This is a genomic window from Tissierella carlieri (assembly GCF_018917285.1).
Taxonomy (GTDB): domain Bacteria; phylum Bacillota; class Clostridia; order Tissierellales; family Tissierellaceae; genus Tissierella; species Tissierella carlieri.
Map to the genome: position 1 here is coordinate 77,655 of NZ_JAHLOH010000050.1, position 25,633 is coordinate 103,287.

A 25,633-nucleotide genomic window follows, 5' to 3' on the forward strand; every position below is an offset into this window, starting at 1 on the left:
TCAATTAGCTTGAGAAAATTTTAGGTAACTTATCTCTTTCTCAAGCTAATTCAGAAAAAAATAGCAGTAGAATATCCAATTCCGAAAGATAAAAATCTTAGGATTCTCTTTTTCATCTCTACCTACTCCTTATATTTAGTATATCAGTTCCTTACATTATAAACCAAGCAGATTATAAATTCAATTAATTTATAACTCCTCTTTAAATATGTGTTTAGGGAGGAGCTGAGTGACGTACTTAATCATACAATATTTTGGTTAAATCAAATAGTAAAATAATCGATATACTCTAATATCTCTGTATGTATCAACTTTTTTTCACCCCTAAGTATCAACCTGATTTTTTTAAAAGATTCTTCTTTTGGAAAATAATGATTGAGTATAACTAAATTTTCTTGAATATTTATCGACCAGCTTTCATCTTCCGCTGATACAAGACAATATGCACCTCTGATAATACGCTTTAGAACTGTTATCAATATACCATTATCAAAATCTCCTTCAACTATTTGCTTCCTATAACTTTTAAGCGTATCAACAATATCTTGATTTAAAGATTTACATATATTGATATTAGGTTTCATTCTAGGAAAATGGACAGATAAATCTTCTCCATAAATACAAGTACATATGTGTTTTATCCAAAACCCCCAATAGTATAGATTATCTTCTTTTAATACCCCGTCCAATATTCCAATATCAAAATCTACTTTTGGTACAATATGATAATTAGCATTTATAAATTTTATTTTTTCCTTATTTAGTATTTCTATTTCAGTAGATGTAAGTGGCGATGTCAATATTATAGATAAATCAATATCTGATTTACCTGGAACTTCTTCTCCCCTTCCTACACTACCATATACATATATACTATGTAGCTTATTATCTGTACACTGTTTTAAGATCTCAGTTAACTGATTTAATAAAAGGAGATAAGTAGAATTTATTTTATTTTTAGATGTTTGATTTAGTATATATCCGTCTGAATCTACACCAATTTTAGTTGGAAAATTCACGAATATCATTCCCTTCTTATTTGCATTTTATTAAGTATATCATACACCACTCTTAGAAAGTGTGTATAAGATAATATCTTCCATCGGGATTTTTCTTTTCCTAATTAAACTTTTTGAGTAATCCAAACGTGCATATTTTTTGTCACATCCCAATTAATCACTTTAACTATTTTCTTAAACTTTTTCTTATAACTTTTAACTATATAACCATCCCTACCTTTATTTTAACCTATATATAAACTTAAGGAAACCTGATAAACAGTAAATGTTATATCAGATTTCCTTAGGTTTATGATGTTGCGCATAGCAGGTGGTATTCATAATACAAAGAACAAAAGCACCAAGATATTATTATCTCAGTGCCTTTGGATTTTTTGTTTAGCTCTACTTGCAGTACAATAAAGGATATGCTCATAATAATCACGCAATTCCAGTCCCATCAAATAGATATTGAATGATTTCGACTGGGAATCAACGTTTTTTATAACACAGGACTGTAACCCCATTATCAATATAATATTCTTCTAGCTTTAATTTTACAGTAGGATTGTTTCCCAAAAACAATGGTCTGCCTTTTCCTAAAACAGTTGGAATAATACCTATAATAAATTCATCAATTATGTCTACTTTGATAAAGCTATCTATAAGAATACCACCACCAAATAAAAAAATATCTTTGCCCTCTTTTTTCTTTTCATCAAGAATAACTTTGCAAATATCACCATTAATAAAATTAATATTTTCATAATCATCCAGAGATTTAGAAGTAGCGACAAATACAGTTTTTTCTTTAAACTCCTCGTAAAATTTTTGGTCATAGCAGTTTTTCCCCATAACAACAGTATCAATTGTATCTAAGAATTTATTATAATCCCATTGTTTTTCAGTATTAAGTTTGTTATTTCCATCACCAACGATCCAATCAAAACCACCATTTTCATCAGCAATAAAGCCGTCAATACTCATTGCCAAATTCATTATAATTTTTCTACTCATCATAGCTCCTCCTTTTAGTTGACTAATACTATATTAATATAATTACTATTACTTGATATTAAATACATTATAGCTTATAATAGTTGACATCCTATGTCATATTGGAAAGGAGATATTATGAGAGCAGATAGACTAATTTCTATATTAATGTTATTGCAGATGCATAAAAAACTAACAGCTAATGAATTGGCCCAAAAGTTAGAGGTTTCTATCAGAACTATTTATAGAGATATCGAAGCTTTAAGCAGTGCTGGGGTACCTATATTCGCTGATAGAGGAACAAATGGAGGAATAAAATTATTAGGGAATTACAAAACTTCTTTAAGTGGAATAAATAATGACGAAATTTACTCTTTATTTATTCCAACTGGTGACAAAGTTTTAGAAGACTTAGGTTTTGAAAAACTTAAATACTCTACAATACTTAAAATTTTAGGAGGTTCTGCTCCAAATCAAATTAAAGAAGTTGAGAACATTCAAAACTATATCTATATAGATATGCATACTTGGAATGAGAATCCTGCGATTATAGATAAGGACATTCTTTCTTTATTACAAAATGCTATCTGGAATAGCAATATAATCAGGATAGTATATCGAAAAACAAACGAAACAAAAGAAGTAATCCTAAATCCACTGGGATTGGTATGTAAAAGAGGCATCTGGTATTTGATTTCAATAGATGCTGAAATAATTAAAATATATAAGGTAAGTTCCATAGAAAGTGCTCTTTTGACAAACGAGCACTTCGATAGACCAATGGATTTTAATTTAGAAGCTTATTGGAAATCATCTACCAGCAATTATAAATCTCGAATTCCTAAATATACATTTACTTTTATGGTTAACCCCTCGATTATAAATCATATAAAGGAAAGAAAATTTATCACTATAAGTAAAGAATTTGTAAGGGACAATAAAATTTACTTAGATATAGTTTTTGAAGATATTTGGCAAGGCATTGAATTTGCTTTTACGTATGGAAAAAACATAAAAATCATACAGCCTGTTGAAGCAATTAATGAAATTAAAACAAAAGCTGCTGAAATTATTCAGCTATATAAATAATTAAAATTTAAAATTGGATGAGTAGTCCTTCGATCACTCATTTTGGTATTGTGGAAAAGACTGATATGAACATAGCCAGTTTAATAACTATTATTAATAAAAGTCCAGAATATCTGTGCGGCGACTTGTACTGATAATCATCTCACATCTTCCTTTTTAGCAAAAAGTTTTCTGTACTGTGTAGGCGACATACTTACTAAATGTCGGAAAAACCTGTAAAATGTTGAGAGGCTGCCAAAGCCACATTGCAAGGCAATAGATAGAATCGTATCCTGTGAATTTAACAAAAGCTCCTTTGCCTTCTCAATTTTAAGTTTATTAATATATTGAACTGGAGTCATGCCTAACTGTTCCTGAAATAATTTAATCATACTGTTTTTACTAATACCAAGTCCGTCAATTTCCTCTTTAAGCTGTTTTGGATGAGTATAAAACTCATTAATTATTTCTTTAATTCCCTCTATAGTTTCTACCTTAGGTTCAAATTTCAAGAGATCAGGTCTGCATCGCTTACAAGGACGAAATCCAGCAGTTTGAGCCTGTTTAGCAGTATCAAAAAATATCACGTGATCTCTTTTTGGATTTTTAGATTTACAGGACGGTCGACAAAAAATTCCAGTTGTTTTTACTCCATAGAAAAACTGACCATCATAGGATGAATCACAATCAATAGCAGCTTTCCATTTCTGCTCGTCGCTTAGTAGCATGTATACCACCTTCTTTTTTATTTTTTCTTAATATCACGGATTATCTCTTTGATTTCTTATCTATACCCCAACACGATCCCAATTTTCCACTGTAAACTTAAGCTCGATGAAAAAACTATTACATATTGACTAATTATCAATTTTGGGTACAAAGCTATTTGTATATGTGAACCGTTCTTCAACTTCATAAAATGCGTACCAAATCACCATGCCTTTCAATATTCTCTCTTCCAAATAGTCATTTTCTGTGGTGATATGATTTTTTATCAGGGTATATAGCTTTCCACCATTATTCCTCTAATAATCCTTTTCAAAGGAAATCGCCCACAAATAAATAGAGGCCACCGAACCATAAGGTGAATAGCACTTTCGATATTCATCAAACTGTTGCTTTGTAAGTTCTTGGAGACCGTACAGCTTCTTCGTCCCTCGGCGTATAGCAAGGTCACCCCAGCTAACCACATTGGGACGTTCCATACAATTTAAGAGGATCATTTCAGCAGTCCACCGTCCAATGCCAGGCAAGGATATTAATTGTTTAATGACCTCACTGTCGGACAAAGTATTCAAAATAGACAGATTAAATTGCCCTTGTACAATCTTTTCTATAATATCATGAATGCAAATTGCTTTTTTCATTGTCATACCACAGGCTTGAATACTATCAGCAGTGTAAGTGTATAGATTCTCCGGTGTGATGTCACCAAAGGTAAGCTGCATCCTTGACCAAACAGTATTTGCTGAACGAACAGATACAAGTTGCCCGATAATAGTATAGACAAGAGCAGTAAAAATATCTGGAATCACTTGACGTTCCACTCTCCCAAAACGCCTGATTGCGGCACCAAGGACGGGATCCATATACGTCAGGTAATTTAATTCTGTACTGCCGTATTCAAAATACTTTGTTTTAACCGTTGACATAGTTCTTTTCCATCTCCAACAGTTTTTCTTTAACTGCAAGTCCCGCGGCGTAGCCTACAAGCTTTCCGTCTGTACCTATAACTCGATGGCATGGTGTAATAATTAAAATCGGATTTTTACTGTTGGCTGTACCCACTGCACGGGATGCTTCTGGTCTTCCGATCACCTCCGCCACCTGCTTGTAGGTGCGAGTTTCACCATAAGGTATATCCCGCAGAGCAGCCCATACAGCTTGCTGAAAATCTGTACCCTCTGGTGCAAAGGGTATGTCGAAGAATTTAAGCTTACCGTCAAGATATTCCTCCAGTTGACGTGCGGCCTCCTTTAGTAATGGGGTTTCTTGCTCCTCACAGTCTGTGGACTTATGTTCTTTGCCAAAGAAAAGTTCAATAATTGTACCGTTTTTTTCTACAATGCCAATCAAACCAAGGGATGTCGGATAGAAGGCAATATTTTTCATATGAATAACCTCCTTGTCTTATTATATCTTTAGTATACATTTGTTTTACCTAGTATGTCTTCCGAAATTTCACCATTCAATTCTCATTATGGTAATGCGCTAAACCATGCGGATTGTAGCAATACAATACCTTCTCGTATCTGTTGTTCACTCAATAAGCTGTATCCTGCAAATATAACGTTTCGAGGACAATCATTCCTGTTATTCCAGAATGGAATCATAGAATATACTTTAACTCCGACTTTTGCTGCTTGTTTAATAAGCCAAGCTTGCTCTTCACCACCTGGAAACTCCAAAACGAAATGCACCCCTGCTCCACGGCCATGTAAGATTACTTTTCTTCCAAACATTTTTGTTGCTTCCTGTACAAATACATCATGACGTCTTTTGTAGGTGAGGCACATTTTTCGAATATGACGCTCATAATTTCCATCCCTCATATATGCGGCTAAAACATGTTGCGTCAACCATGATACAGGAGAATTATAGGAACGGAATAAGCTATGATATCTCCTTAGCAGGCTCACTGGCAACACCATATAGTTCATCCGCAGAGAAGGTGAAAGAGACTTTGAAAAAGTTCCGATATAGATAGTCCGATCTTCTGCATCTAAGGAATAGAGCGCTGGCACTGGATTGGCATCATATCTTAGCTCACTGTCATAATCGTCCTCAATAATATATGCATCTTTAGTATTTGCCCAATCAAGGAGTTCCTTACGTTGAAAAATTGGCATAACAGTTCCATAGGGAAATTGATGCGAAGGTGTTACATAAGCAGCACATGCATCAGAACGATGAATGGATGAAATGATAAGTCCATCTTTACTAACTGGGATTGCATGCAATTTATAATTATTGTTGATAAATACGTCCCTTGCTCCATTATATCCTGGTTCTTCCATTGCAATAGTGTTATTTTCCTTACGCAGAAGAGTACACAAAATATTTAGTGAATATTGCAGCCCACAACCGATGATAATTTGTTCTTCACAACAAACCATACCTCTTGATCTGTACAGGTGTTTTTTAATTTCTTGCCGTAATAACAGATCACCCTGCTTATCTGGATACTGATTAACTACTTCTTTCTGCGATGATAGAATAATCTGAGCTGTGTATTTTCGCCATAACTTGAAAGGAAACTGCTCATACGGAAGGGTGCCGTACTGAAAATCATACAGACTTATAGGTTTTTCCGACTCTAATATTTCACCAGATAAAGTATTTATATCCTGCGGAACATAATTCCTCTCCGTAAGCTTACTTGAAGTGCCTAGAACGAAAAACCCTGACCCATGTTTTGGTTGAATATATCCCTCTACAGCCAGCTGAGTATAAGCTTGATTAACGGTATTTCGCCCGATACCTAATGTTTGGGCTAGTGTGCGAATACCTAGAAGTCGTTCTCCAGGTGCAATATTTCCTTGTTCAATATCTTTTTTTATCTGATAATAGATTTGAAGATATATTGGATCTTCTGAATTTTCTTGAATATATATCATATAATTATAACCATCCTTATTTTAAAGTGTACCCTATATTATATCATATAAGTGTATCTTTTAGCAGATACACTTATATGATATAATACCTTTGATTGTATATCAAGTACATATATATCTTGAATATAAATCAAATTTATATGATTAGGAGGATGATTAGGTTATGCAATACAGAATGAAGAAGTTTCAATTAACCTCAGAACAGATTGACGAATTACTTCATCGTGCGGATACTGGACGATTCGCTACTATTAATGAGAATGGTTATCCATATGTTGTTCCAATGCACTTCGTTTACTACAATGAAAAAATTTATATGCATGGACTACCAAAGGGGCAAAAAATCGATAATGTCAATCGAAACTCCAAAGTATGCTTTGAGGTTAATGAATTGTTTGGTCTCTTGACTGACAATATTGAGAATGCCTGTGATACTGAAGCAGAATACAATAGTGTTATAATTATTGGAAATGCTTCATTGATTGAGGATTTGGATTATAAACGTAAAATATTGAATAAGATAGTTGAGAAATACACTCCTCAATTTGCTGGAAAAGAGCTTCCTGATAACATGATAAAGGGTACTGCTATAATTGAAATTGATATCGTAGAGCGTACAGGAAAATATCATAAATAGGGCAAAAATAAAACTTAATTTACCTGATTGCCATAAAAGTCAAATATGATTCTCTTAATGGAAAATATCCCGCTTTTTATTACGGGATATTTTTTATAACCTTATTATGCATGAGACAATACCGGAAACATTAAATCTCTTATTTTAAATGGATTTTCTTTTCCCATCTTAATAAAAAGAGTAGTATCCTCCTCATTCACTAAACTTTTTTCGTAAGAAGTGATATTATTTGGAGCAAATCCTAAAACTACTTTCTTAGTTTTCTCATTCATCATTGCATTAATAATTTTATCTAAATCTATTTCTTTTGTGGCAAATACATCTTGTATATATAGAATATCTTCATGAAAATCACAAATAACAATAGTATCATAATCTTCAATATAATAAATGCCGTCCTTCATAAAATACGTACAATAAAACATTATGAGAGATACATTATTTTTCATAAAAACTTTTGAGAGAGGTATCGCATTACAAACCATATTATAGACAAATTTTCTATCTATATTACTATCCATATTCATCCTTATTATTTTTTCTGACTTATCCTCTTTTATTCTTTTTATAGAGTATTGATATTCATCACACTGCTCAAATCCAAACTTTGGGTAGAAATCAAGAACACTATCATTAGCAAAAAGATAAATAAGGTCACATTTATCCTCCCATTCTTTTATAACTCTTTCCATAAGTATTCTACTTAATCCCTGCCCTCTATATTCTTCAGCTGTCATAACTGTTCCAATTTGTATATATCTCTTTTGTTCTTCTAAAATTATAAAATCCATGATATTTACTGAGACATTAGATACTACCTCATCTCCATCTAACAAAGAATATGGTATATATTTGTCTTCCCAATAACCATTCTCATACCATTGTTTAAAATTAAAACCATAAGTTTTTTCTGTTAATCTATCAAAGCTACTTCTTAACATTTTATTATCTCTATAATTACATCTATAAATATATTTTTTATCATTAATTAATAGAATTTCACTCATTTTGAGTTCCCCTTTTTTTCTTACTATTTTCGTTTATCTTGAATTACAAAATAATTCTATTTCCATCAATTATAGAAAACCTATTAAGAATATATAAACACTATTTCCTGAACTAAAAACAATCCGAATAACAAGAAACAATTATATTATGACTCCAATCTCTCTTATTTTAAGCTAAAATCCAATTTTCTGCATCAGTGATGTTCCTAAATATTCTATAATCATCTCTTTTATTAGCTTCAATAATCATTTCTCTAAATCTATCATTTAAATTTTCTTCATTAGCTATAATTATTGCAACCTTAATCTTATAGTTCACTAACTTTTGCAATATCGCTCCCGCTAATCCTGTCCTAAGATTAAAAAAATCTTCAGAAAGTGTTTCATAGTGAATTATCAATAAATTAGTATTATTTTCGAAACAAGCAGCAATAAGATCCATAGCATCTGTTTCTTTACTAATCAATTTTTCATTAGAAATATATTCAATATATCTTTTATCGTCTTTATCTATTAAATTATAATTCATATTGTTTCCTCCTTAACTTTAAACTAATATAAATTAGTTGATTCTGTAAAAAGTGAAATTGTACTCAACATCTCCTCAGTAAACTTCATAGTGCCCCATAACATCACTCTTAATCTATTGTCTTCTTTAGAGTATTTCATATTCATTGTTGATTTGCCAACACTTGGGTCCTTGCAATTCATAATAGCTATAAGAGTATTAGATATTCTCATATACTGTTCCATATCTATTTCATTGATTTCTATAACAGTAGATACGCTTATTTTTGGTCTTATAATACTTAAATTTATTTCATTAGTTGAAAACTCAATCTCTTCATCTTCTTTAATGTCTTCATCGCTAGTATTAACATCTTGTTTCATAAAGGAATTTAAATCTTCCTCTGAAATTCTCCACTGTTTTCCAAGCTTATTTGCCCCAAGCTTACCTTGTGTTATAAATTTTCTTATAGTTTTATGATGCATACCTAATATTTCAGCAACCTGATTAACTGTATAAAATTTGCCCTCCATAAATATCCATCCTTTCGGTATTACTATCTGAGATGATTATATACACTTTCATTGTATAGGTCAAGTATTTTATTAGATTTTATTATACTTTATTGCACTTTAAGGAGTCAATATCATTCTTCATTATTTTTTATCTCATATTTTCTGATAGTCGTAGAATTTATAATCACAGTAAAAAACACTAATCTTTTCTAATAAAGATTAGTGTTTTAATAAGATACTCGATTTATCTTCTTATCAATGGAAACGCTATTACATCTTTTATAGATGGAGAATCTGTTAAAAACATCATCATCCTATCTATTCCTATTCCCAGACCTCCAGCTGGTGGCATTGCAGTATCTATTGCTACTGCAAATTCCTCATCCATTGGGCTTGCTGTTTCGAGTCCTGCTCTCAATTTATTAGCTTGGTCATGTAATAATATTCTCTGTCTTAATGGATCATTAAGTTCTGAATACGCATTTCCAAGTTCTACTCCAAAAGCATAAGGTTCAAATCTTTCAATTAATTCTGGATTAGACCTATGAACCTTGCATAATGGAGAAGAATCTAATGGAAAATCTATTACAAAGGTAGGTTCTATTAAGTATTTGTCGCTATAAGCTTCAAATAATATTAAAATCAAATCTCCTTTTGAAGTTTCCTCCAACTCTAACCCTTCCTCTTGCTCCTCTAATAAAAGCTCCTTCTCTTTTATTAAACTTATTATATTTTCTCTTGAAAGTATTTCTACATCTATACCTGTATTTTCTTTTACAAGATTACACATAGTCTCTCTTTTCCATGGAGCTTTAAAATCAATTTCTACTCCATCATAAGTTGCCTTAGTCGTTCCTTTTACTTTTAAGAATACATATTCGTATAGCTGTTCCATAAGTCTCATCATATCATCATAATCCGCATAGGCCATATAACATTCAAATAATGTAAACTCTGGATAATGAGTTCTATCTATACCTTCATTTCTAAAGGCTCTTACCATGGTATAAACTCTATCAATCCCCCCTACCATTAGTCTTTTTAAATATAATTCTGGAGATACATTCATAAATACTTCACAGTTTAGAGCATTTACATTAGTTATGAAAGGCTTTGCCTCTCCTCCACCGTATTTTGTATCTAATATTGGTGTCTCCATCTCCATAAAATCTCTTCCATCCATAAATTCTCTTATGGCAAACATAGCTTTTGAGCGGTTAATAAATCTTTGTTTTACATCTTCATTCATTATCATATCAAGGGAACGATGTCTTTGTCTTAAATCAGCATCTTGAATCCCATGATATTTTTCTGGTAATGGTCTTATGGATTTAGAAAGCATAGTGATTTTCTTTGCCTCTACAGTTATTTCTCCTGTTTTAGTTCTAAATACACTCCCTTGTACTCCTATAATATCCCCTGTATCTATTAGTTTAATTAGATTATATTCTTCTTCTCCCACATCTGCTTTGCTTATATAAATTTGAATTGTTCCTTGCTGATCTCTAATATTTAAAAAAGTAACCTTTCCCATCCTTCTTAAGAGCATAACTCTACCTGCTAAAATAAATTCTTGGTCACTATTTATAGAATCAAAATTTTCCATTATATACTTAGAATTGGAATTTGTGATAAAAGAATATGGATACGGGTTAATCCCGCACTCCTTTAATTGAATTAATTTTTTTACTCTTTCTACCATAAATTCATTAGCATCTTGCATTATCTCACTTAAATTATTTAAATCTGTATAGTTGTTATACATTGATAATACCACCTTTCATTTTTTTAATAGATATTTATATATCCCTAAAATTTTTATAATCCAATAGGAAAGCTTTCATAAATTACTCTTTTAAAATATGAAATCTCCATAAATGGATTTCAAAAAAAGATACTTTAATAACACTTTGATATAAGTTCTTTTTATAATTTCAAGAATATTTATCTTTATGACAATAAAAAAACTCTCACCTCCAAGACATAAGTCTTGGGGACGAGAGATAATTACTTCGTGGTACCACCCCAGTTTATTAATATGTCACCATATTAACCTTTTCAAGTACGTCTCTTAACTGTATAGTCAATAGGTTATACTCTAGCTCTTTAACGGGAGCTCCCGTTACATCATCCCCTATTTTTAGGTTCAATGTAAGACTCAGAGGCTTTTTTCAATAAATATTTTTTGCTTCCTCTCACCAATGGAAACTCTCTGTAAAAAATTTAATCCATTTACTCATCTCTTCGCAGTCTTTTGATTTTTATTTATTCTATTATACTTTATTTATAAAGTCAACGTTTTTTTAATATTAATATATAGCTTGTTCCGTTATCTTATCAAAAACATGCATTTGCTTTGTATCAATAGAAATTCTCACAATCTCACCAACTTTTATATTTAATTCAGAACTTACCTTTGCTTTAATACTCGTTTCAGATAAATTTAAATACAAATTATCTTCAGGACCGAGATGTTCCACTACATCTACTTTTGCAAACTCTGTACCATTTTGACATATCTGTATGGCTTCAGGATGTAAACCCACTACAACTGTTTTATCTACATAGTTCTCCATTGCATTTTCAATTGATTCTGGAGATATTATATCAATACCATTGAAATGAAAATAAATTTTATCATTAATCCTTTTTACTACTGTATCAATAAAATTTATTTGTGTATCAATAAATCCTGCTACAAACATATTCTTAGGATGATGATACAATCTTTGAGGAGTGTCAACTTGCTGAATTACTCCTTCTTTCATTACGACTATTCGAGTTCCAAGGGTCATTGCTTCTGTCTGGTCATGGGTTACATAAACTATAGTTGCTTGCAGTCGATGATATATTTTGGCAATTTCTGCCCGCATCTGAATTCTTAATTTTGCATCTAAGTTTGATAAAGGCTCATCCATAAGAAAGACCTTTGGCTCTCTAACAATAGCCCTCCCCATGGCAACACGTTGCCGTTGACCACCAGACAATGTTTTGGGCTTGCGATCTAGCAAATCATAAATATTAAGAATATTTGCTGCTTCTTTTACTTTACAGTCAATTTCTGCTTTTGGTAATTTACGTATTTTCATACCAAAGGCTATATTATCATATACACTCATATGTGGATATAAAGCATAATTTTGAAAAACCATAGCAACATCCCGATTTTTGGGCAATATATTATTCATAATTTCTCCATCAATTTTTAGTTCTCCACTTGATATTTCCTCCAAACCTGCAATCATCCTAAGTGTCGTAGTCTTTCCACAGCCTGAAGGTCCTACAAAGACTATAAATTCTTTGTCTTCAACATTTAAATTGAAATCTTTTACAGCTGTGAATCCATTTTCATATATCTTACTAATATTTTTTAGTTGTAACTTCAAACAACATCCCTCCCTTCTCTATATGTTTTCATATATCATTTAACTTAGTTCTGGTTGAGAAACTTCTAAATAAATGATTGATTCTTTTTATTTTCTAATTTGTCATTATCTTCAACTAAATTCCTTGGATTTCTTCTAAATAATACACATAAAATAGATGTAGCTGATAATATAGATAGGAAAAACAATATATTAGATACAGTGTTTAGATGGTTTAGATATTGTAATGCTGGAACTCCAATATTAGGTTGTATATAAAAATCCAACATATCTCTTAAAACATAAAAATTATAATCTCTCCACATAAAAAACTCACTGGGCATACATGGTTTAAATCGAATTATCTTCCAAATTAATAAAGCAGATAATATATAGGCTAAGGAATATAGCAGTTTAAAAAGAACTTTCCTATTACTAAAAATTGGCCATATATCTCTTATATAATTTTCTTTCAAAAACTCTATTATTTCTAGCTTTAAAATCCTTATGTTATTCAATATCATTTTCCATAAAAAAATGATAATAACTATACCAACAATGAAAATGATAAATTTAAAACGCTGCATAACAATATCCTTGTACTGATTTATTTCAACAATCTTTATGTCATTAGATAAATATCCCATTCCTATTATAATTGGCTCGACTTCCGATATATTGTCAAGTTGAAGCCATATATCTAAAACCTTCAATTCGTTAGAAACAAGTTGATTTAACTTTTCAAAAGGCATATATAAAAGTATTTCATCTTCTTGTGCTAAATCTTTTTCAAACACTCCAATTACTTGGAATTTTTCATTACCTATGATTATATCATTACCTACGCTTTGTTTATTTCCAAAAAAATGCCAAGCAGCTCCACTGCTTAACACAACTACATTGCTATTTTTTCCAATATGTATCTCATTAAAGAATGATCCTGATAATATTTTTAATTTCTTCATATAGGCAAAATTCTCATTTGTTCCAATAATCTCTGCCTGACCTTCAATTATACCAGAAGAAATATTTATATACTGTCTTGCAATAAAAGTAAAAGGATGTTTCTTTTCATTTAAGAAAGTAATATCTTTGGCATTAAAGAAAGCAGACTCCTCATCTATGGACATCATATAAAGGTTATTTGCCGTACTCTCTCCTATATATCCACCTATAAGCCAGCATAATCCCGTGGTTAAGCATAACAACAAAGTCAAAATCATCAGAACTCTTTTCTTTACTTTCATTCTTTACCACCAGTACCTTCATATTTTACCCGGCTTCCAGCTTCAATGGGAGAAGTGCTAGTTACAATAATTGGTTCAAACAAGCTTAATTCTTTAATGGCTGATAGCGAATTATCCGAATCTATTAGTTCCACATAGGTCTTATGAGCAATAAAGTTTCTGCCCAGTACATTATTTTCCTCTCGAAGCACTAAAACATAATATCCTTTTGTATCCTTTCTTACTGCATCATTTGGTATAATTGCATCGTATAACTCACTTTCAGTTTTAATCTTTATATCAGCATTTTTCCCTCCCAACTGAAAGGAAGTATTCTTTATAGCTATTGTTATTTTATGTCCTGTACTGTCTTCATTTCCACTTGGATTTATACTTAGAATCTCCCCCTTTAAGGTTTCTGCAATACCCTTTACTTTTATTTCCACAGAGCTTTCCATATTAAACAATTCTAGCTTTTCCTCATCAATAACCAACTCTGCCTTAAATTCATTTGACAGATCCTGCATCTGAACCAAAACATCGTTCTTATTTATAAATCTTCCCGCTTCACATTTTACATCAATAATAACGCCATCTGTTTCTGCTACAATTTTACTATTCTTTTCTTGCTCAAGCTTCTTATTCAATATCAAAAGCTCAGACTGAATATTATTTAATTGAAAATTCAATTCCAACATTGCATACTCATTCTCCTTTTCAAAGGAAAAGGTTTTTTCGTACAGGCTATTTAATTGTTCATGTTTAGCCTTTAATAAGTTATTTTTAGCTTCTTTTTCAGATTGTATATATTGCTTATATTGCATCTTAGCTATTTCAAGATTATTCTCTGTTTCATTTAGCTCGGATCTATTTGTCATTCCTGCATTAAATTGTTCCTGTTTATCATTCAATCTTTTCTCTGCCATATCAATATTAAGCTCATATTCTAATCTTTTTAAAGATTCATATGTTCCCTCTTCAATACTCCTTATTTCAGATTTTATATCTGAAATTTCAGTCTTCAACTTCCTAATTTCTCTTTTTTCCACAGATAAATCATCGGATTCTAAATTATTCAGCTTCATATATAAAAGCTTAATATCCTGTTCCTTTCTTCGTATGTCCAATGTCAGCTGTTCAATGATAATCTCATCTGTTTCTTGCTCTAGCTTCCTATTCAATATTAAAAGCTCATCTTGAATATTCCCTATTTGAAAACGCAAATCCGTCATTTCATATTCATTTTCCTCTTCAGAGGAAAATGTTTTTTCGTATAAGCTGTTCAATTGTTCCTGTTTATCCTCTAATAAATCATTTTTAGCCTCTTTTTCAGATTGTATATATTGCTTATATTGCATCTTAGCTATTTCAAGGTTATTCTCTGCTTCATCAAGCTCGGATCTATTTGTCATTCCTGCATTAAATTGTTCCTGTTTATCATTCAATCTTTTCTCCGCTATATCAATATTAAGCTCATATTCTAATCTTTTTAAAGTTTCATATGTTCCATTTTCAATACTGCCTATATCAGATTCTATATCTGAAATTTCAACATTCAATTTTTCAATTTCTCCCTTTTCTGCAGTTAAATCATCGGATTTCAAATTATTCAGCTTCATATTTAAAAGTTTAATATCCTGTTCCTTTCTTCGTCTATCTAATATCAATTGCTCAATATAATCATTATCTAAATCAAATTCTATAAGAGCTTGCCCTTTTATTACCTTATCACCGGGCCTAATAAAAATCTCCTTTACTATACCTTCTTTTTTCGCATAAACATCATAGCTATCTCTATAAGTAATAAGTGAAGTCCCTTCAACGGTATTCAGTAATTTCCCGCCTATAAGAGACACTGCAGTTACAGTTGGAAGATTAAAATTGTAGATGGTTTTAGAAAAAAAGGTTAGAAAAAGTATAGTTCCCCAAAATATACTTATTCCTTTTATAAATTTTTTGCTGTTCATATGTTTTAATCACCTCTCAATGTTATCCTTTTAATCCTGATAAATTTATTCCTTCTTTTAAATATTCCTGACCGTAAAACAATATAATCAATACTGGAAAAATATAAAAACATGATGATGCAAAGGATACTCCCATCTGTTCTTGATTAACTCGGGCTAAAAATAAGGACATGGGCTTTGCATAAGTGTCCTGAATGAAAATAACAGCCTGGTCAACTACATTCCAATAGTCCACAAAGGTAAGCATAGCTACAGAAGCAAGTCCTGATTTTATCATAGGCAGCACAATACTGAAGAATATCCTAATATGCCCAGCTCCATCCATTTGTGCTGATTCTATATACGCACTTGGTATCATCTTCATAAACTGTCTTAGAAGAAATACTCCAAAGGGATTAGATATACCAGGCAAAATGATGGCTAGATAACTGTCTGTCATATTTAACCAATCAAATACTATGTAGTTTGGCATTAAGGTAACCTGCAAAGGAAGCAGCATGACAATAATATAAATAAAAAATAAAAGTTCCTTACCTTTAAATTGAAGTATCGTAAATGCATAGGCTGCCATAGAGGATACAAATAATTGTCCCACCACAATGGGAACAGCAATTTTAACGGAATTCCAAAACATATTGAGATAAACAGGACTCTCTAAAAGTATATGAATATACTGAGATAGTGTAATCTTTTCCGGAATTATAGCCATATCAACAAACTTTCCTTCTGGATGAAAAATATCTCCGATAGTACTATAATGACGACTCACTTCATTCATACTCATCAAAGAGTTGGTAAAGGTAATGACCAATGGAAGAATATAAATGATTGCCATAATAGAAAATACAGTCAATAGGAATATATGAAAAATTCTTTTAGAATAATGTGTTGATTTACTCATAACTGCTACCTCCTTAGCTTCTTAAGTCCTTAGCTAATTTATTCTCTGCCTTAAATACCACAGCCACAAAGAATACAATAACAATAGTCAAGATATATACAGCACTAACAAGCTTTGAATAGTTTAGTGACAGAAACATATTATTCATATAGTGCTGTAAAACATATAAGCTTTCATGGGGATATTCCCCTGTAATAATATATATTTCCTTAAAAACTTTAAAGGAATTGACGAAGGTCATAATCAATACCAAAAATATGGTAGGCGTCAAATATAACAAAGTTATCCTTGTAAATTTGTAAAGCCAATTAGCTCCTTCAATATCAGCACTTTCATAATACTCTTCGGGAATATTATTTAGTCCACTGATAAAAAGAGCCATATTATAGCCTATGTTTTTCCATAGGAATATAAATATCATAACAAGCATACCGTATTTACTCTGAAACCAGTCTATTTTATCCATTCCAAAAATGCTTAAGTATTCATTGACAACACCGTTTACACTAAAAAGATTTTCCCAAAAAAATGCAATAGTCGCTGAGGGTATAACTAATGGTATTAAAAATACAATGCTAAACTGATTTCTATATTTTGTAAGCTTGTTTATAGCCAATGCTATAAACAAAGATAACAACATATTAAGAGGTATACTGACTACCATAAAAATAGCCGTATTTTTAAGCCCTAGCATAAAATATTGATTTTGGAATAAATCAATAAAGTTTTTAAGACCTACAAATTTCATGTTTATGGGATTATCAGTCAGACCATAAACTAAAGAGAAAATAAAGGGAAAGAGATAAAAAAATGAAAATCCTAATAAGCTGATGCTCAACATAATAATTGGTATTTTATTATTCTTTTTCATTTAATCATCTCACTCTCAAATGCTATTCGTTTAAATACTTGCTTATCTTTGCTTGTAATATCCTCGCAGCTTCTTCTGCCGACTGTTCTCCATCAAAAAATTTGTTGCTCTCTTCCCAGATAAATTCACTAATGACGGGGTCATTTATATCATAAGCATTAATTTCCATTACCCATTTTTCTAAAAGATTTCTATATTCTTCTTTGCTAACCTTTTCATCTTTGTTATATAATTTTAAAATTCTTTCAGCGGAATTATCAAAGCCTTTTTTATTTACACCTAGTCCATAGAAGCCCGGTAAACTTTGTACTTCTTCTGATAATAAAAACTTAATGAACTCCCACGCTAATTCTTTATGCTTAGAATTACTGTTGATTCCAACACTATTACTTGGATTTACATAAACATTTCCACTGGCATCAGACAATGGCATTGCATAAGTATAGGTATCTGGAAGTAAATTGAAGAAAGCACCCTGTATATCAAAATCGGCATTTAAGGCGAAGTAGTATTCCATATTATAGAAATCTATACTACCCTTTGCTGCGAAATAACCATTATTCTCTAAATCCTTTACATGGTTCAATAAACTGATATACTTTTCTCCGATACTTACCTTTTTATTTTCTATATCAACAAACTCATTAAAATAGTCCCTGAAAGCGTAGTTAAATAAATGTGCTCCTGACTCCAGCATTAAAAAGGTATTTTTTCTGCTTGTATTATCTACAAGCTCCTGTGCAAATTCTAAGGCTTTTCCAAAGCTGATTTTTGTCATGCCATCCCCTATTTTTTTACCGCTATCAGTTACCAAATGCTTGTCAAAGCTAACAACAGGAAATCTACTCATAAGCGGCAGCATATATATATTTCCATCTTTATCCTTTGGAGCTTCTAGCACATTCATAAAATAATTATCAGAGTTAATCTCAGGTGTAAGTCTCAATAAATTACTTAGCTCTTCAAATACACCCATATGTACATATTTATGAACTGGAAGCTGTGTTGCAAAAATAATATCCTCAGCCTTTCCTGTCATTATTTTTGTATTTAGATGATTTCTATAGTTCTCTACGGAAAATTCTTCAGAAGCACCTGTAGTGTTTTCATCTTCTATCTTTACATATGAATTGATGGAGATTTTCACATTAGGATACTTGTTCATAAACTTTTGGGCTGCTATTGTTAAATATTCTTGCTCAAACATAGTTGAAACCGTAAGCTCTCCCTCCATCTTAGGGGGTATATATTCCTCTTCATCCTTTTGTTCTGACAGGTTAAGAGTTTCTTCATCACTATTCTGGATATTTCCAGTACATCCAACTAATATTGTTAGAATTAACATAACAGCAAGTAAGCGTTTTTTCATTATCTCCTCTCCTTTTCTAATTAAATTTATTTACATATAGATTATATAAGAAGAAGCCGATAAAATTTCTTAGGATTTGCTTAGGATTGTTTTAGCCATAAAAAAAAGCGTAATATAGATTAACTATAGTACGCTTTTTCTGCTATAAAGATATCTCCTTTAACTCAATAATGACTTTAAACATATCTCCTTCTGTTTCAATACTGATACTGCCACGGTGGAGCTCTATGATACTCTTAGCTATGGCAAGCCCTAATCCCGAACCCTCAGAGTTTCTTGAACTGTCTGCTCTTTTAAACCGTAAAAATAATTCATCGGTTTCAAAATCCATTTTATAGGAAGCTATATTCTTTATACTTATAATGAGCTGCCTATCTTCTATATTTTCTATAACTGCTACATATATCCTTGTATTTGGCAAAGAATATTTAACTGCATTGCTTATAATATTATCAAATACTCTCCACATTTTAAGACTATCACAAGACCATAGAATTTGCTTGCTTGTGCTTTCTACAACTAACTCAAGCTTCCCTTCCTTCATTTTCTCTGTATATTCGTAACCTATTTGCTTAATCATCAACACAATGTCAACCTGTGAAATATCCAGCTGAATGTTACCGCTTTCTATTCTCGACAATTCGAATAAATCTTCAATTAAAATATTAAGCCGCTTTGCATTCGTATCAGCATTAAGAATATATTTTTCTATTTCATTTGATACTCCTTTTTTCTTAACTAATTCAATATAGTTTATAATAGATGTTAGAGGCGTTCTTAAATCGTGGGAAATATTAGTTACCAGCTCATATTTTAACCTTTCACTCTTTTTTTGCTCCTCAAGTGCATGGATATAGCTTTCTTTTATTTCATTAATACTATGGGCTATTTTACCATAACTATCACTTCCAATAACTGGAATATTTTGCTCCAAATCACCCTTTGCTATTTTTTGTGTGATGTTTATAACTTCTCTTGTATATATTCTTTTGTTTATTATGATCTGACGAATTAATATAAAGAATATCAAAATAATTAAATTATGTACGACCACTATGGGCCACTTAGTTTTAATCATTGAGATGTAATCGTATATGGTAGACCCTGGTCCAAAGAAGGATAATACAAAAAAATACCAAACAAGCTGCAAAATCAACCCAATAATCCATGCAGGTATATTTTTTGTGAGCCTGTTTTCCCACTCCTGACTAAACTTCATATTGTCCTTTTTATATTCATCTGCTTTTATTATCAACAATATGGAACCAGTTAGCATGACGAATGTCAATATAACAAAGGTGAAATATAAAATAATACGCCTCAACAATGCCGAAAAAAGCCCTATTGTATATAAATAGGTACTAAATAGAAAGATCAAAAGGATAAAAGCCAATATAGGAGCCCCTAATCTTACATCTATTGGTATTGCATTTATTCCTTCATTTAAATTCCCTATTACCTTTTTATATACTGCAAGATACAATACAGCTCCAAGTAAAAGAGAAACTACAGCAATTTTAATCTCTAAATATAATATTTTTTGCTGTTTAAATCCTGTTTCAATAATATAGCTAAATAAACCTGAAGTTGATTTGTCATCTTTATCGATAAATATGAAGCCTGAAAAATTCGTATGCTCTGAATTAACATTCGTATACTTCGATGCAACAATGGATAATCTTAAATCTTCCATATCTTTTAATAATATCTTTCGATAATTGCTATATTCAAAGGATATAATATTAGGCCGGGAAGAAAATTCAATATAATTAATATCCTCTGGAAGATTAGTAAAGGTTTCTTTTGTATTATCATTCATAATATAATAATATGTTCCTTTATTTTGTACCTGAAAGGCTCCTTCTTCTCCCTCTGACATATCTCCATTTATAAATCTATATACTTCAGAACAATATTCACTAACAGCAGGATTTAGATAACTATTATAGATATATCCTTCAAAGAAGAATCTCCTATTTTTCCATATACCAATAGAGGATACAATACTTATACTTATGAGTAAGGTGGAGATAAAAAATATAATTCTATATATCCTATTATTTTTATTTTTCATAGGCTTTCCTCTCATTCAATCATATATCCATGACCCCACACAACCTTCAAATACATAGGCTTTTTAGGGTCTAGTTCTATCTTTTCTCTTATCTTACTGATATGAAACATTACGGTACTCTCCGAATCTAAAAACGGCTGTCTCCATACTGATTCATATATGGTTTGCAATGATAATACTGTTCCTTTGTTTTTTGCTAATAGCAATAGAATTTTATATTCTGTAGGTGTGAGTTTAATCAATTCATCATTAACCTCCACCGTCTTATTCTTTTGATTTATTGTCAATCCTCTTATGTCAATCCGACTTTGATTTAAAAGTTCAGCATTTAATTTTGTATATCTCCTAAGCTGTGCCTTTACTCTCGCTAATAATTCAGGAGGGCTGAAGGGTTTAGTTATATAATCGTCTCCTCCAATTTCCAGCCCCTCTATCTTATCATATTCTTCAGTCTTAGCCGATAAAAAAATAATGGGGATATTGTTATTCTCTCTAATATGTAATGTAGTTTTAATGCCATCCAACTTTGGCATCATAATATCCATGATAATGAGATGTATCTTATGAAGCTTTAGTACATCAATAGCCTGTAGACCATCCTCTGCTTTATAAACATTATATCCAGCTTCTCTCAGGTATATCTCAAGGACTTCCAATATCTCTCCATTATCATCTGCAACTAGTATATTATACATCATCATCTAATCACCTTTTATTATATACATTATTCTCATGTCATTATATAATACCTTGACCCTTTTTTCAAACAGCCTTAATATAACGATATTTATCGATGAATTTATTTCTGCTTTAATATATAAATCTCCTTATATATTAAATATAATCTTACTATTGAAATTGAGCAAAACCTAGTCTGCTTTTCTAAGAATTACCTGCTATCTGAAGTTCATAAAGATGTCTATATATTCCTTCTGCAGATATTAAATCCCTATGGCTTCCCTTCTCCACAACCTTTCCATCTTGAAATACATAGATTTCATTCGCTGCTTCAATGGTTGAGAGCCTATGTGCTATAGCAATTGTTGTCCGTCCCTCCATTAATTTGTCTAATGCAAGTTGTACAAATTTTTCAGATTCATAATCAAGAGAAGATGTAGCCTCATCAAAAAGTAATATTGGTGCATTTTTAAGAATTGCTCTCGCTATTGCAATACGTTGTTTCTGTCCTCCTGAAAGATTAGCACCCTTTTCACCTACAATAGTATCATATCCCTCTGGAAGCCCCATTATAAAATCGTGAGCGTATGCCATTTTAGCTGATTCTATTATTTCTTCATTTGTTGCATCTAGCCTACCATACCTTATATTTTCCTCAATAGTTCCATAAAAAAGATAGGAATCCTGAGGTACATAAGCAATCATTTCTCTTAAGGATTTCAATGACCTGTTTGCTATAGATTTACCATCTATAAATATCTCACCATCATTCGTTTTATAAAATCCCATAAGTAATTTTATTAATGTACTTTTTCCTCCCCCACTTGCTCCTACAATTGCTACTACTTTCCCTTTCCCTACAGATATATCAACTTCATCCAGCACTCTTTTTCTATCATCATAGCTAAAGCAAACCTTTTTCATCTCTATCATACTGTCTGAAAATATATCAATTTTGTTATTTTCTTTACCTTTATCTAATTCAGTACTGCCATTTAATAATTCAATTACTCTACACGCACCAGCAAGTGAGCCCTGAATATCAGCAATAAACTGTCCAATATTACCAAATAGGAAGCTTGCATTTCCCTGTAAATGCAATATTGCAGCTATTGTACCAACATCTATTCTCCCCTTCATTGACATATATAGTCCTAATGCAACTATTCCTATTGTCTTTAAGGTCTCATAGGAGCTATTAAAAACCTCTAATATAGAGTTTATTTTTCCCTTATTAACAACTGCTGTTTTCAAATCTCTATTTTCACTTTCAAATTTATCAAATATCTCCGCTTCTATATTGAACATTTTTATTTCCATAAATCCGTCTGATATATCAATTAACCTCTGAGTAACTCCACCTATCTTTCTCTGAACATCATCGCCAGCCCTCCTTAATGACTTACTAAATAAAGTACTTATAAGAACTGAGACCATTCCAATAACAATAGCTACAATAGCAAACTGCCAATTCATTAAAAACATGGAAATCATTGCAGTAGCCCCAAGGATAAAAGCAAACATAAGGTTAGGTATATGTTTCATATATATTTCTTGAATGGCGTCGATATCATTTGTCATTCTAGTAATTAAATCTCCCGTATGACGCCCTTCAAAATTCTCCACAGTTAAAACTTCCATATGTCTAAAGGCATTAATCTTAATATTGCCTATTATTTTTATCACGCAGGATTGATATAAATACTTAAATATAGGCTGCAATATAAAAGCTATTAAAAATGATCCTATAGCTATAAAAAATGCTTTTTTTATTAGTGGAATACTTCCATGAATTATGGCATTTATAACATCCTTGATTATATAAGCAAGAACGATATTATAGCATATTGAGGAAAATCCAGCATCAATTATCATTGAAATTATATATCTCATTCTATGAGGCTTCATAAATGATAATATTCTTATAACTTCATTTTCTTTTAGCTTCTTAAGCATTTGCTATCCCTCCACTATACTCCTTAAAATCGAGCTGACTGTCCATCTTCATAAGTTCTTCATGCAGCCCCTTTTCAACGATTTCTCCATCCTTTATAACTAATATCATATCTGCATTTTTTATTGTGGTAATTCTATGGGCAACTACTAATACCGTTCGATTTTTCATGAATTCATGGAGAGATTTTTGTACCAAACGCTCTGATTCCAGATCTAGAGCTGATGTAGCTTCATCTAAAAGAAGTATTGGGGCATCCTTTAATATAGCCCTAGCAAGAGAAATTCTTTGTTGCTCTCCTCCAGATAATTTAACACTTCCATCACCTATTACTGTGCTATATCCATCTGGTAAGTTCATTATAAAATCATGGGCATTGGCAAGTCTTGCAGCATTTATAATCTCATCTTTTCTAGCCCCAGCACGTCCATACCCTATGTTCTCTAATATTGATGTTGGAAAAAGATAGGTGCTTTGTGATACATAGGATATATTCTTTCTAATTTCTAAAGGGCTACAATCATTCAAATTATTTCCTAAAACTTCAATATTTCCTTCCTGCCCTTTATAGAAGCTACACAACAGCTTCAAAATCGTCGTCTTACCACATCCACTTGGTCCTACAATTGCTGTTACAGTATCCTTTGCCAATTCAAAGCTTGTATTATTAAAAACTTGCTTTGCTTCACTATACCCAAAACAAACCTGTGAAAACTTTATACTTGGACAATCATCTTTAATTTTAAATTTATTTCCAGATTGAGTTTCCTTTTCTTTATCAATAATCTCAAATATTCTGTCGACTGCTGGTATGGCTAAACGTATCTGCTTTTTTAAGCTCAGCAAAGCCTCTACAGGAATAAATATGTACCAAATTAACTGTGTACTAGCCAAGAGCTGACCTACAGTAATCTCACTTTTAATTGCAAGATATCCTCCAAAAAGAGGTACTATTAGCTGTGGAATATACCTTAAAGCAAGGAAAAGTCTCGTTAGATTTGAATTTATTTTTACCATCTTTATGCCTTTATTAACCATTTCTTGTATATTTCTCTTATACTTGTTTAATAAAGTATCTTCCAAGCAAAATGCCTTTAATATATAAACTCCGTTTATAGTATCCTTAGCAAGTGCATTTACCTTTGCAATATCTTCCATTAGCCGTCTTGAATTTTCCTCCACAGGTTTTGAAACCAAATTAAATAAATATCCTGTAAGTGGTATTAATACTACACTTAAAATCAGCAGCTTCCAGCTTATAAAATACATATATATAATTGCAACAATAAACATAACTGGATTTAATATTAATTCAGGTATATATCCAATTAACTCTGTTATAATTAATACATCATTATTTATCCTCGAAATAATATCACCAGAATGATACTCGTCCTTAGATTCCATAGGTAAGTTAATGATATCTTTAATCATGTAGGTTCTTATATTATGAGCAAAATCTCCCTTATATCTTACCGATGAATATTTTTCTGTATAACTAATAATAATGCTCACAGCTACTATTATCATAGTGAAATATACAAAATCTTTAAACTCATTTGCCTGTTTATTTATGGCCATATCAGTAAGATTTTTTATTGCAAAGGCGAAGTAAATAGTTATAAATACTTTTAGAAAAGCCGCAACACAATTTAAAGCTATCCAACCTCTTAAGTTCATTAAAAATATTCTTAATGGACTTAATCTTCCAATAAGACTATTCACATCTTTTGCTTTCATTTTTTCCTCCTCAATAATATTTTCGTTTTGTAAACTTAAATGAAAATTGAGGACTCCAACCTCTGTATGGTACAATGTTTTTGCTAGAAAACAAATACCTCCCAGAAAGGATGAAGTCCTCATGCAAAAAATTGTATCAATA

The 25,633-nt window shown here is 31.3% G+C and carries 22 protein-coding genes and 1 other annotated feature; of the genes, 2 read left to right on the forward strand and 20 right to left on the reverse strand.

All coding sequences use genetic code 11. The features are described 5' to 3' along the window. Positions 1-263 precede the first annotated feature (263 nt). Complete coding sequence (locus KQI38_RS18575; RefSeq protein ID WP_216562078.1) at positions 264-1,028, reverse strand: nucleotidyltransferase domain-containing protein; 765 nt, start codon at positions 1,026-1,028, stop codon at positions 264-266. Positions 1,029-1,490: 462 nt separating this feature from the next. Continuing rightward, positions 1,491-2,015: a dihydrofolate reductase family protein gene (locus KQI38_RS18580; RefSeq protein WP_216562080.1), complete on the reverse strand. Its 525-nt coding sequence runs from the start codon at positions 2,013-2,015 to the stop codon at positions 1,491-1,493. A gap of 93 nt (positions 2,016-2,108) precedes the next feature. Here KQI38_RS18580 and KQI38_RS18585 point away from each other — a divergent pair, with 93 nt between their 5' ends. Then, positions 2,109-3,083, forward strand: coding sequence for a helix-turn-helix transcriptional regulator (locus KQI38_RS18585; protein WP_216562082.1), 975 nt, complete (start codon positions 2,109-2,111; stop codon positions 3,081-3,083). A gap of 137 nt (positions 3,084-3,220) precedes the next feature. Here the strand turns inward: KQI38_RS18585 and KQI38_RS18590 are convergent, their stop codons facing one another. The 4 genes from KQI38_RS18590 to pdxR all read right to left on the reverse strand — a co-directional run bounded on the left by KQI38_RS18590 (position 3,221) and on the right by pdxR (position 6,679). Beyond that, a complete protein-coding gene (locus tag KQI38_RS18590; protein WP_216562084.1) occupies positions 3,221-3,790 on the reverse strand; it encodes a bifunctional transcriptional activator/DNA repair enzyme AdaA in 570 nt (189 codons plus the stop codon). 297 nt (positions 3,791-4,087) lie between these two features. Beyond that, positions 4,088-4,714, reverse strand: coding sequence for a DNA-3-methyladenine glycosylase family protein (locus KQI38_RS18595; RefSeq protein WP_216562086.1), 627 nt, complete (start codon positions 4,712-4,714; stop codon positions 4,088-4,090). Further along, the gene (locus KQI38_RS22485; protein WP_216562088.1) at positions 4,701-5,174 is read right to left on the reverse strand and encodes a methylated-DNA--[protein]-cysteine S-methyltransferase; all 474 of its coding nucleotides are present in this window, start codon (positions 5,172-5,174) and stop codon (positions 4,701-4,703) included. The genes KQI38_RS18595 and KQI38_RS22485 overlap by 14 nt, the downstream gene beginning before the upstream one ends. An 86-nt stretch (positions 5,175-5,260) precedes the next feature. After that, positions 5,261-6,679: a MocR-like pyridoxine biosynthesis transcription factor PdxR gene (pdxR, locus tag KQI38_RS18605; protein ID WP_216562090.1), complete on the reverse strand. Its 1,419-nt coding sequence runs from the start codon at positions 6,677-6,679 to the stop codon at positions 5,261-5,263. 163 nt (positions 6,680-6,842) lie between these two features. On the opposite strand from pdxR, the gene KQI38_RS18610 reads away from it, so the two are divergent. After that, positions 6,843-7,316: a pyridoxamine 5'-phosphate oxidase family protein gene (locus tag KQI38_RS18610; RefSeq protein ID WP_216562092.1), complete on the forward strand. Its 474-nt coding sequence runs from the start codon at positions 6,843-6,845 to the stop codon at positions 7,314-7,316. A 104-nt stretch (positions 7,317-7,420) separates the two neighbouring features. On the opposite strand, the gene KQI38_RS18615 is transcribed toward KQI38_RS18610, so the two are convergent. From KQI38_RS18615 to KQI38_RS18680, 14 genes are all read right to left on the reverse strand, one after another. Beyond that, positions 7,421-8,323, reverse strand: a complete 903-nt coding sequence (locus KQI38_RS18615) for a GNAT family N-acetyltransferase (protein WP_216562094.1) — start codon at positions 8,321-8,323, stop codon at positions 7,421-7,423. Positions 8,324-8,492: 169 nt separating this feature from the next. Then, the gene (locus KQI38_RS18620; RefSeq protein WP_216562096.1) at positions 8,493-8,852 is read right to left on the reverse strand and encodes a DUF4180 domain-containing protein; all 360 of its coding nucleotides are present in this window, start codon (positions 8,850-8,852) and stop codon (positions 8,493-8,495) included. A gap of 23 nt (positions 8,853-8,875) precedes the next feature. After that, a complete protein-coding gene (locus tag KQI38_RS18625) occupies positions 8,876-9,364 on the reverse strand; it encodes a helix-turn-helix domain-containing protein (protein WP_216562098.1) in 489 nt (162 codons plus the stop codon). 226 nt (positions 9,365-9,590) lie between these two features. Next, a complete protein-coding gene (lysS, locus tag KQI38_RS18630; protein ID WP_216562101.1) occupies positions 9,591-11,111 on the reverse strand; it encodes a lysine--tRNA ligase in 1,521 nt (506 codons plus the stop codon). Positions 11,112-11,335: 224 nt separating this feature from the next. After that, positions 11,336-11,603 (reverse strand) — a binding site (T-box leader). Between the two features lie 52 nt (positions 11,604-11,655). Then, positions 11,656-12,732 (reverse strand): ABC transporter ATP-binding protein, encoded by a 1,077-nt coding sequence (locus KQI38_RS18635; RefSeq protein ID WP_216562103.1) that lies wholly within the window; start codon positions 12,730-12,732, stop codon positions 11,656-11,658. A gap of 65 nt (positions 12,733-12,797) precedes the next feature. Continuing rightward, positions 12,798-13,958, reverse strand: a complete 1,161-nt coding sequence (locus KQI38_RS18640) for an ABC transporter permease (RefSeq protein WP_216562105.1) — start codon at positions 13,956-13,958, stop codon at positions 12,798-12,800. Continuing rightward, a complete protein-coding gene (locus tag KQI38_RS18645; RefSeq protein ID WP_216562107.1) occupies positions 13,955-15,904 on the reverse strand; it encodes an HlyD family efflux transporter periplasmic adaptor subunit in 1,950 nt (649 codons plus the stop codon). The genes KQI38_RS18640 and KQI38_RS18645 overlap by 4 nt, the downstream gene beginning before the upstream one ends. Positions 15,905-15,926: 22 nt before the next feature. Next, positions 15,927-16,805: a carbohydrate ABC transporter permease gene (locus tag KQI38_RS18650; RefSeq protein WP_216562109.1), complete on the reverse strand. Its 879-nt coding sequence runs from the start codon at positions 16,803-16,805 to the stop codon at positions 15,927-15,929. Positions 16,806-16,818: 13 nt separating this feature from the next. Next, the gene (locus tag KQI38_RS18655; protein WP_216562111.1) at positions 16,819-17,676 is read right to left on the reverse strand and encodes a carbohydrate ABC transporter permease; all 858 of its coding nucleotides are present in this window, start codon (positions 17,674-17,676) and stop codon (positions 16,819-16,821) included. A 22-nt stretch (positions 17,677-17,698) separates the two neighbouring features. Beyond that, on the reverse strand, positions 17,699-19,045 hold the full coding sequence (locus tag KQI38_RS18660; RefSeq protein WP_216562114.1) for an ABC transporter substrate-binding protein: 1,347 nt from the start codon (positions 19,043-19,045) through the stop codon (positions 17,699-17,701). Positions 19,046-19,187: 142 nt separating this feature from the next. Continuing rightward, the gene (locus KQI38_RS18665; protein ID WP_216562117.1) at positions 19,188-21,119 is read right to left on the reverse strand and encodes a sensor histidine kinase; all 1,932 of its coding nucleotides are present in this window, start codon (positions 21,117-21,119) and stop codon (positions 19,188-19,190) included. An 11-nt stretch (positions 21,120-21,130) separates the two neighbouring features. Further along, entirely contained in the window at positions 21,131-21,817 is a 687-nt protein-coding gene (locus KQI38_RS18670) for a response regulator transcription factor (RefSeq protein ID WP_216562120.1), read from the reverse strand. A gap of 184 nt (positions 21,818-22,001) precedes the next feature. Further along, positions 22,002-23,753: an ABC transporter ATP-binding protein gene (locus tag KQI38_RS18675; RefSeq protein WP_216562123.1), complete on the reverse strand. Its 1,752-nt coding sequence runs from the start codon at positions 23,751-23,753 to the stop codon at positions 22,002-22,004. Then, positions 23,746-25,491 (reverse strand): ABC transporter ATP-binding protein, encoded by a 1,746-nt coding sequence (locus KQI38_RS18680; protein WP_216562126.1) that lies wholly within the window; start codon positions 25,489-25,491, stop codon positions 23,746-23,748. The genes KQI38_RS18675 and KQI38_RS18680 overlap by 8 nt, the downstream gene beginning before the upstream one ends. Between the last annotated feature and the right edge of the window lie 142 nt (positions 25,492-25,633).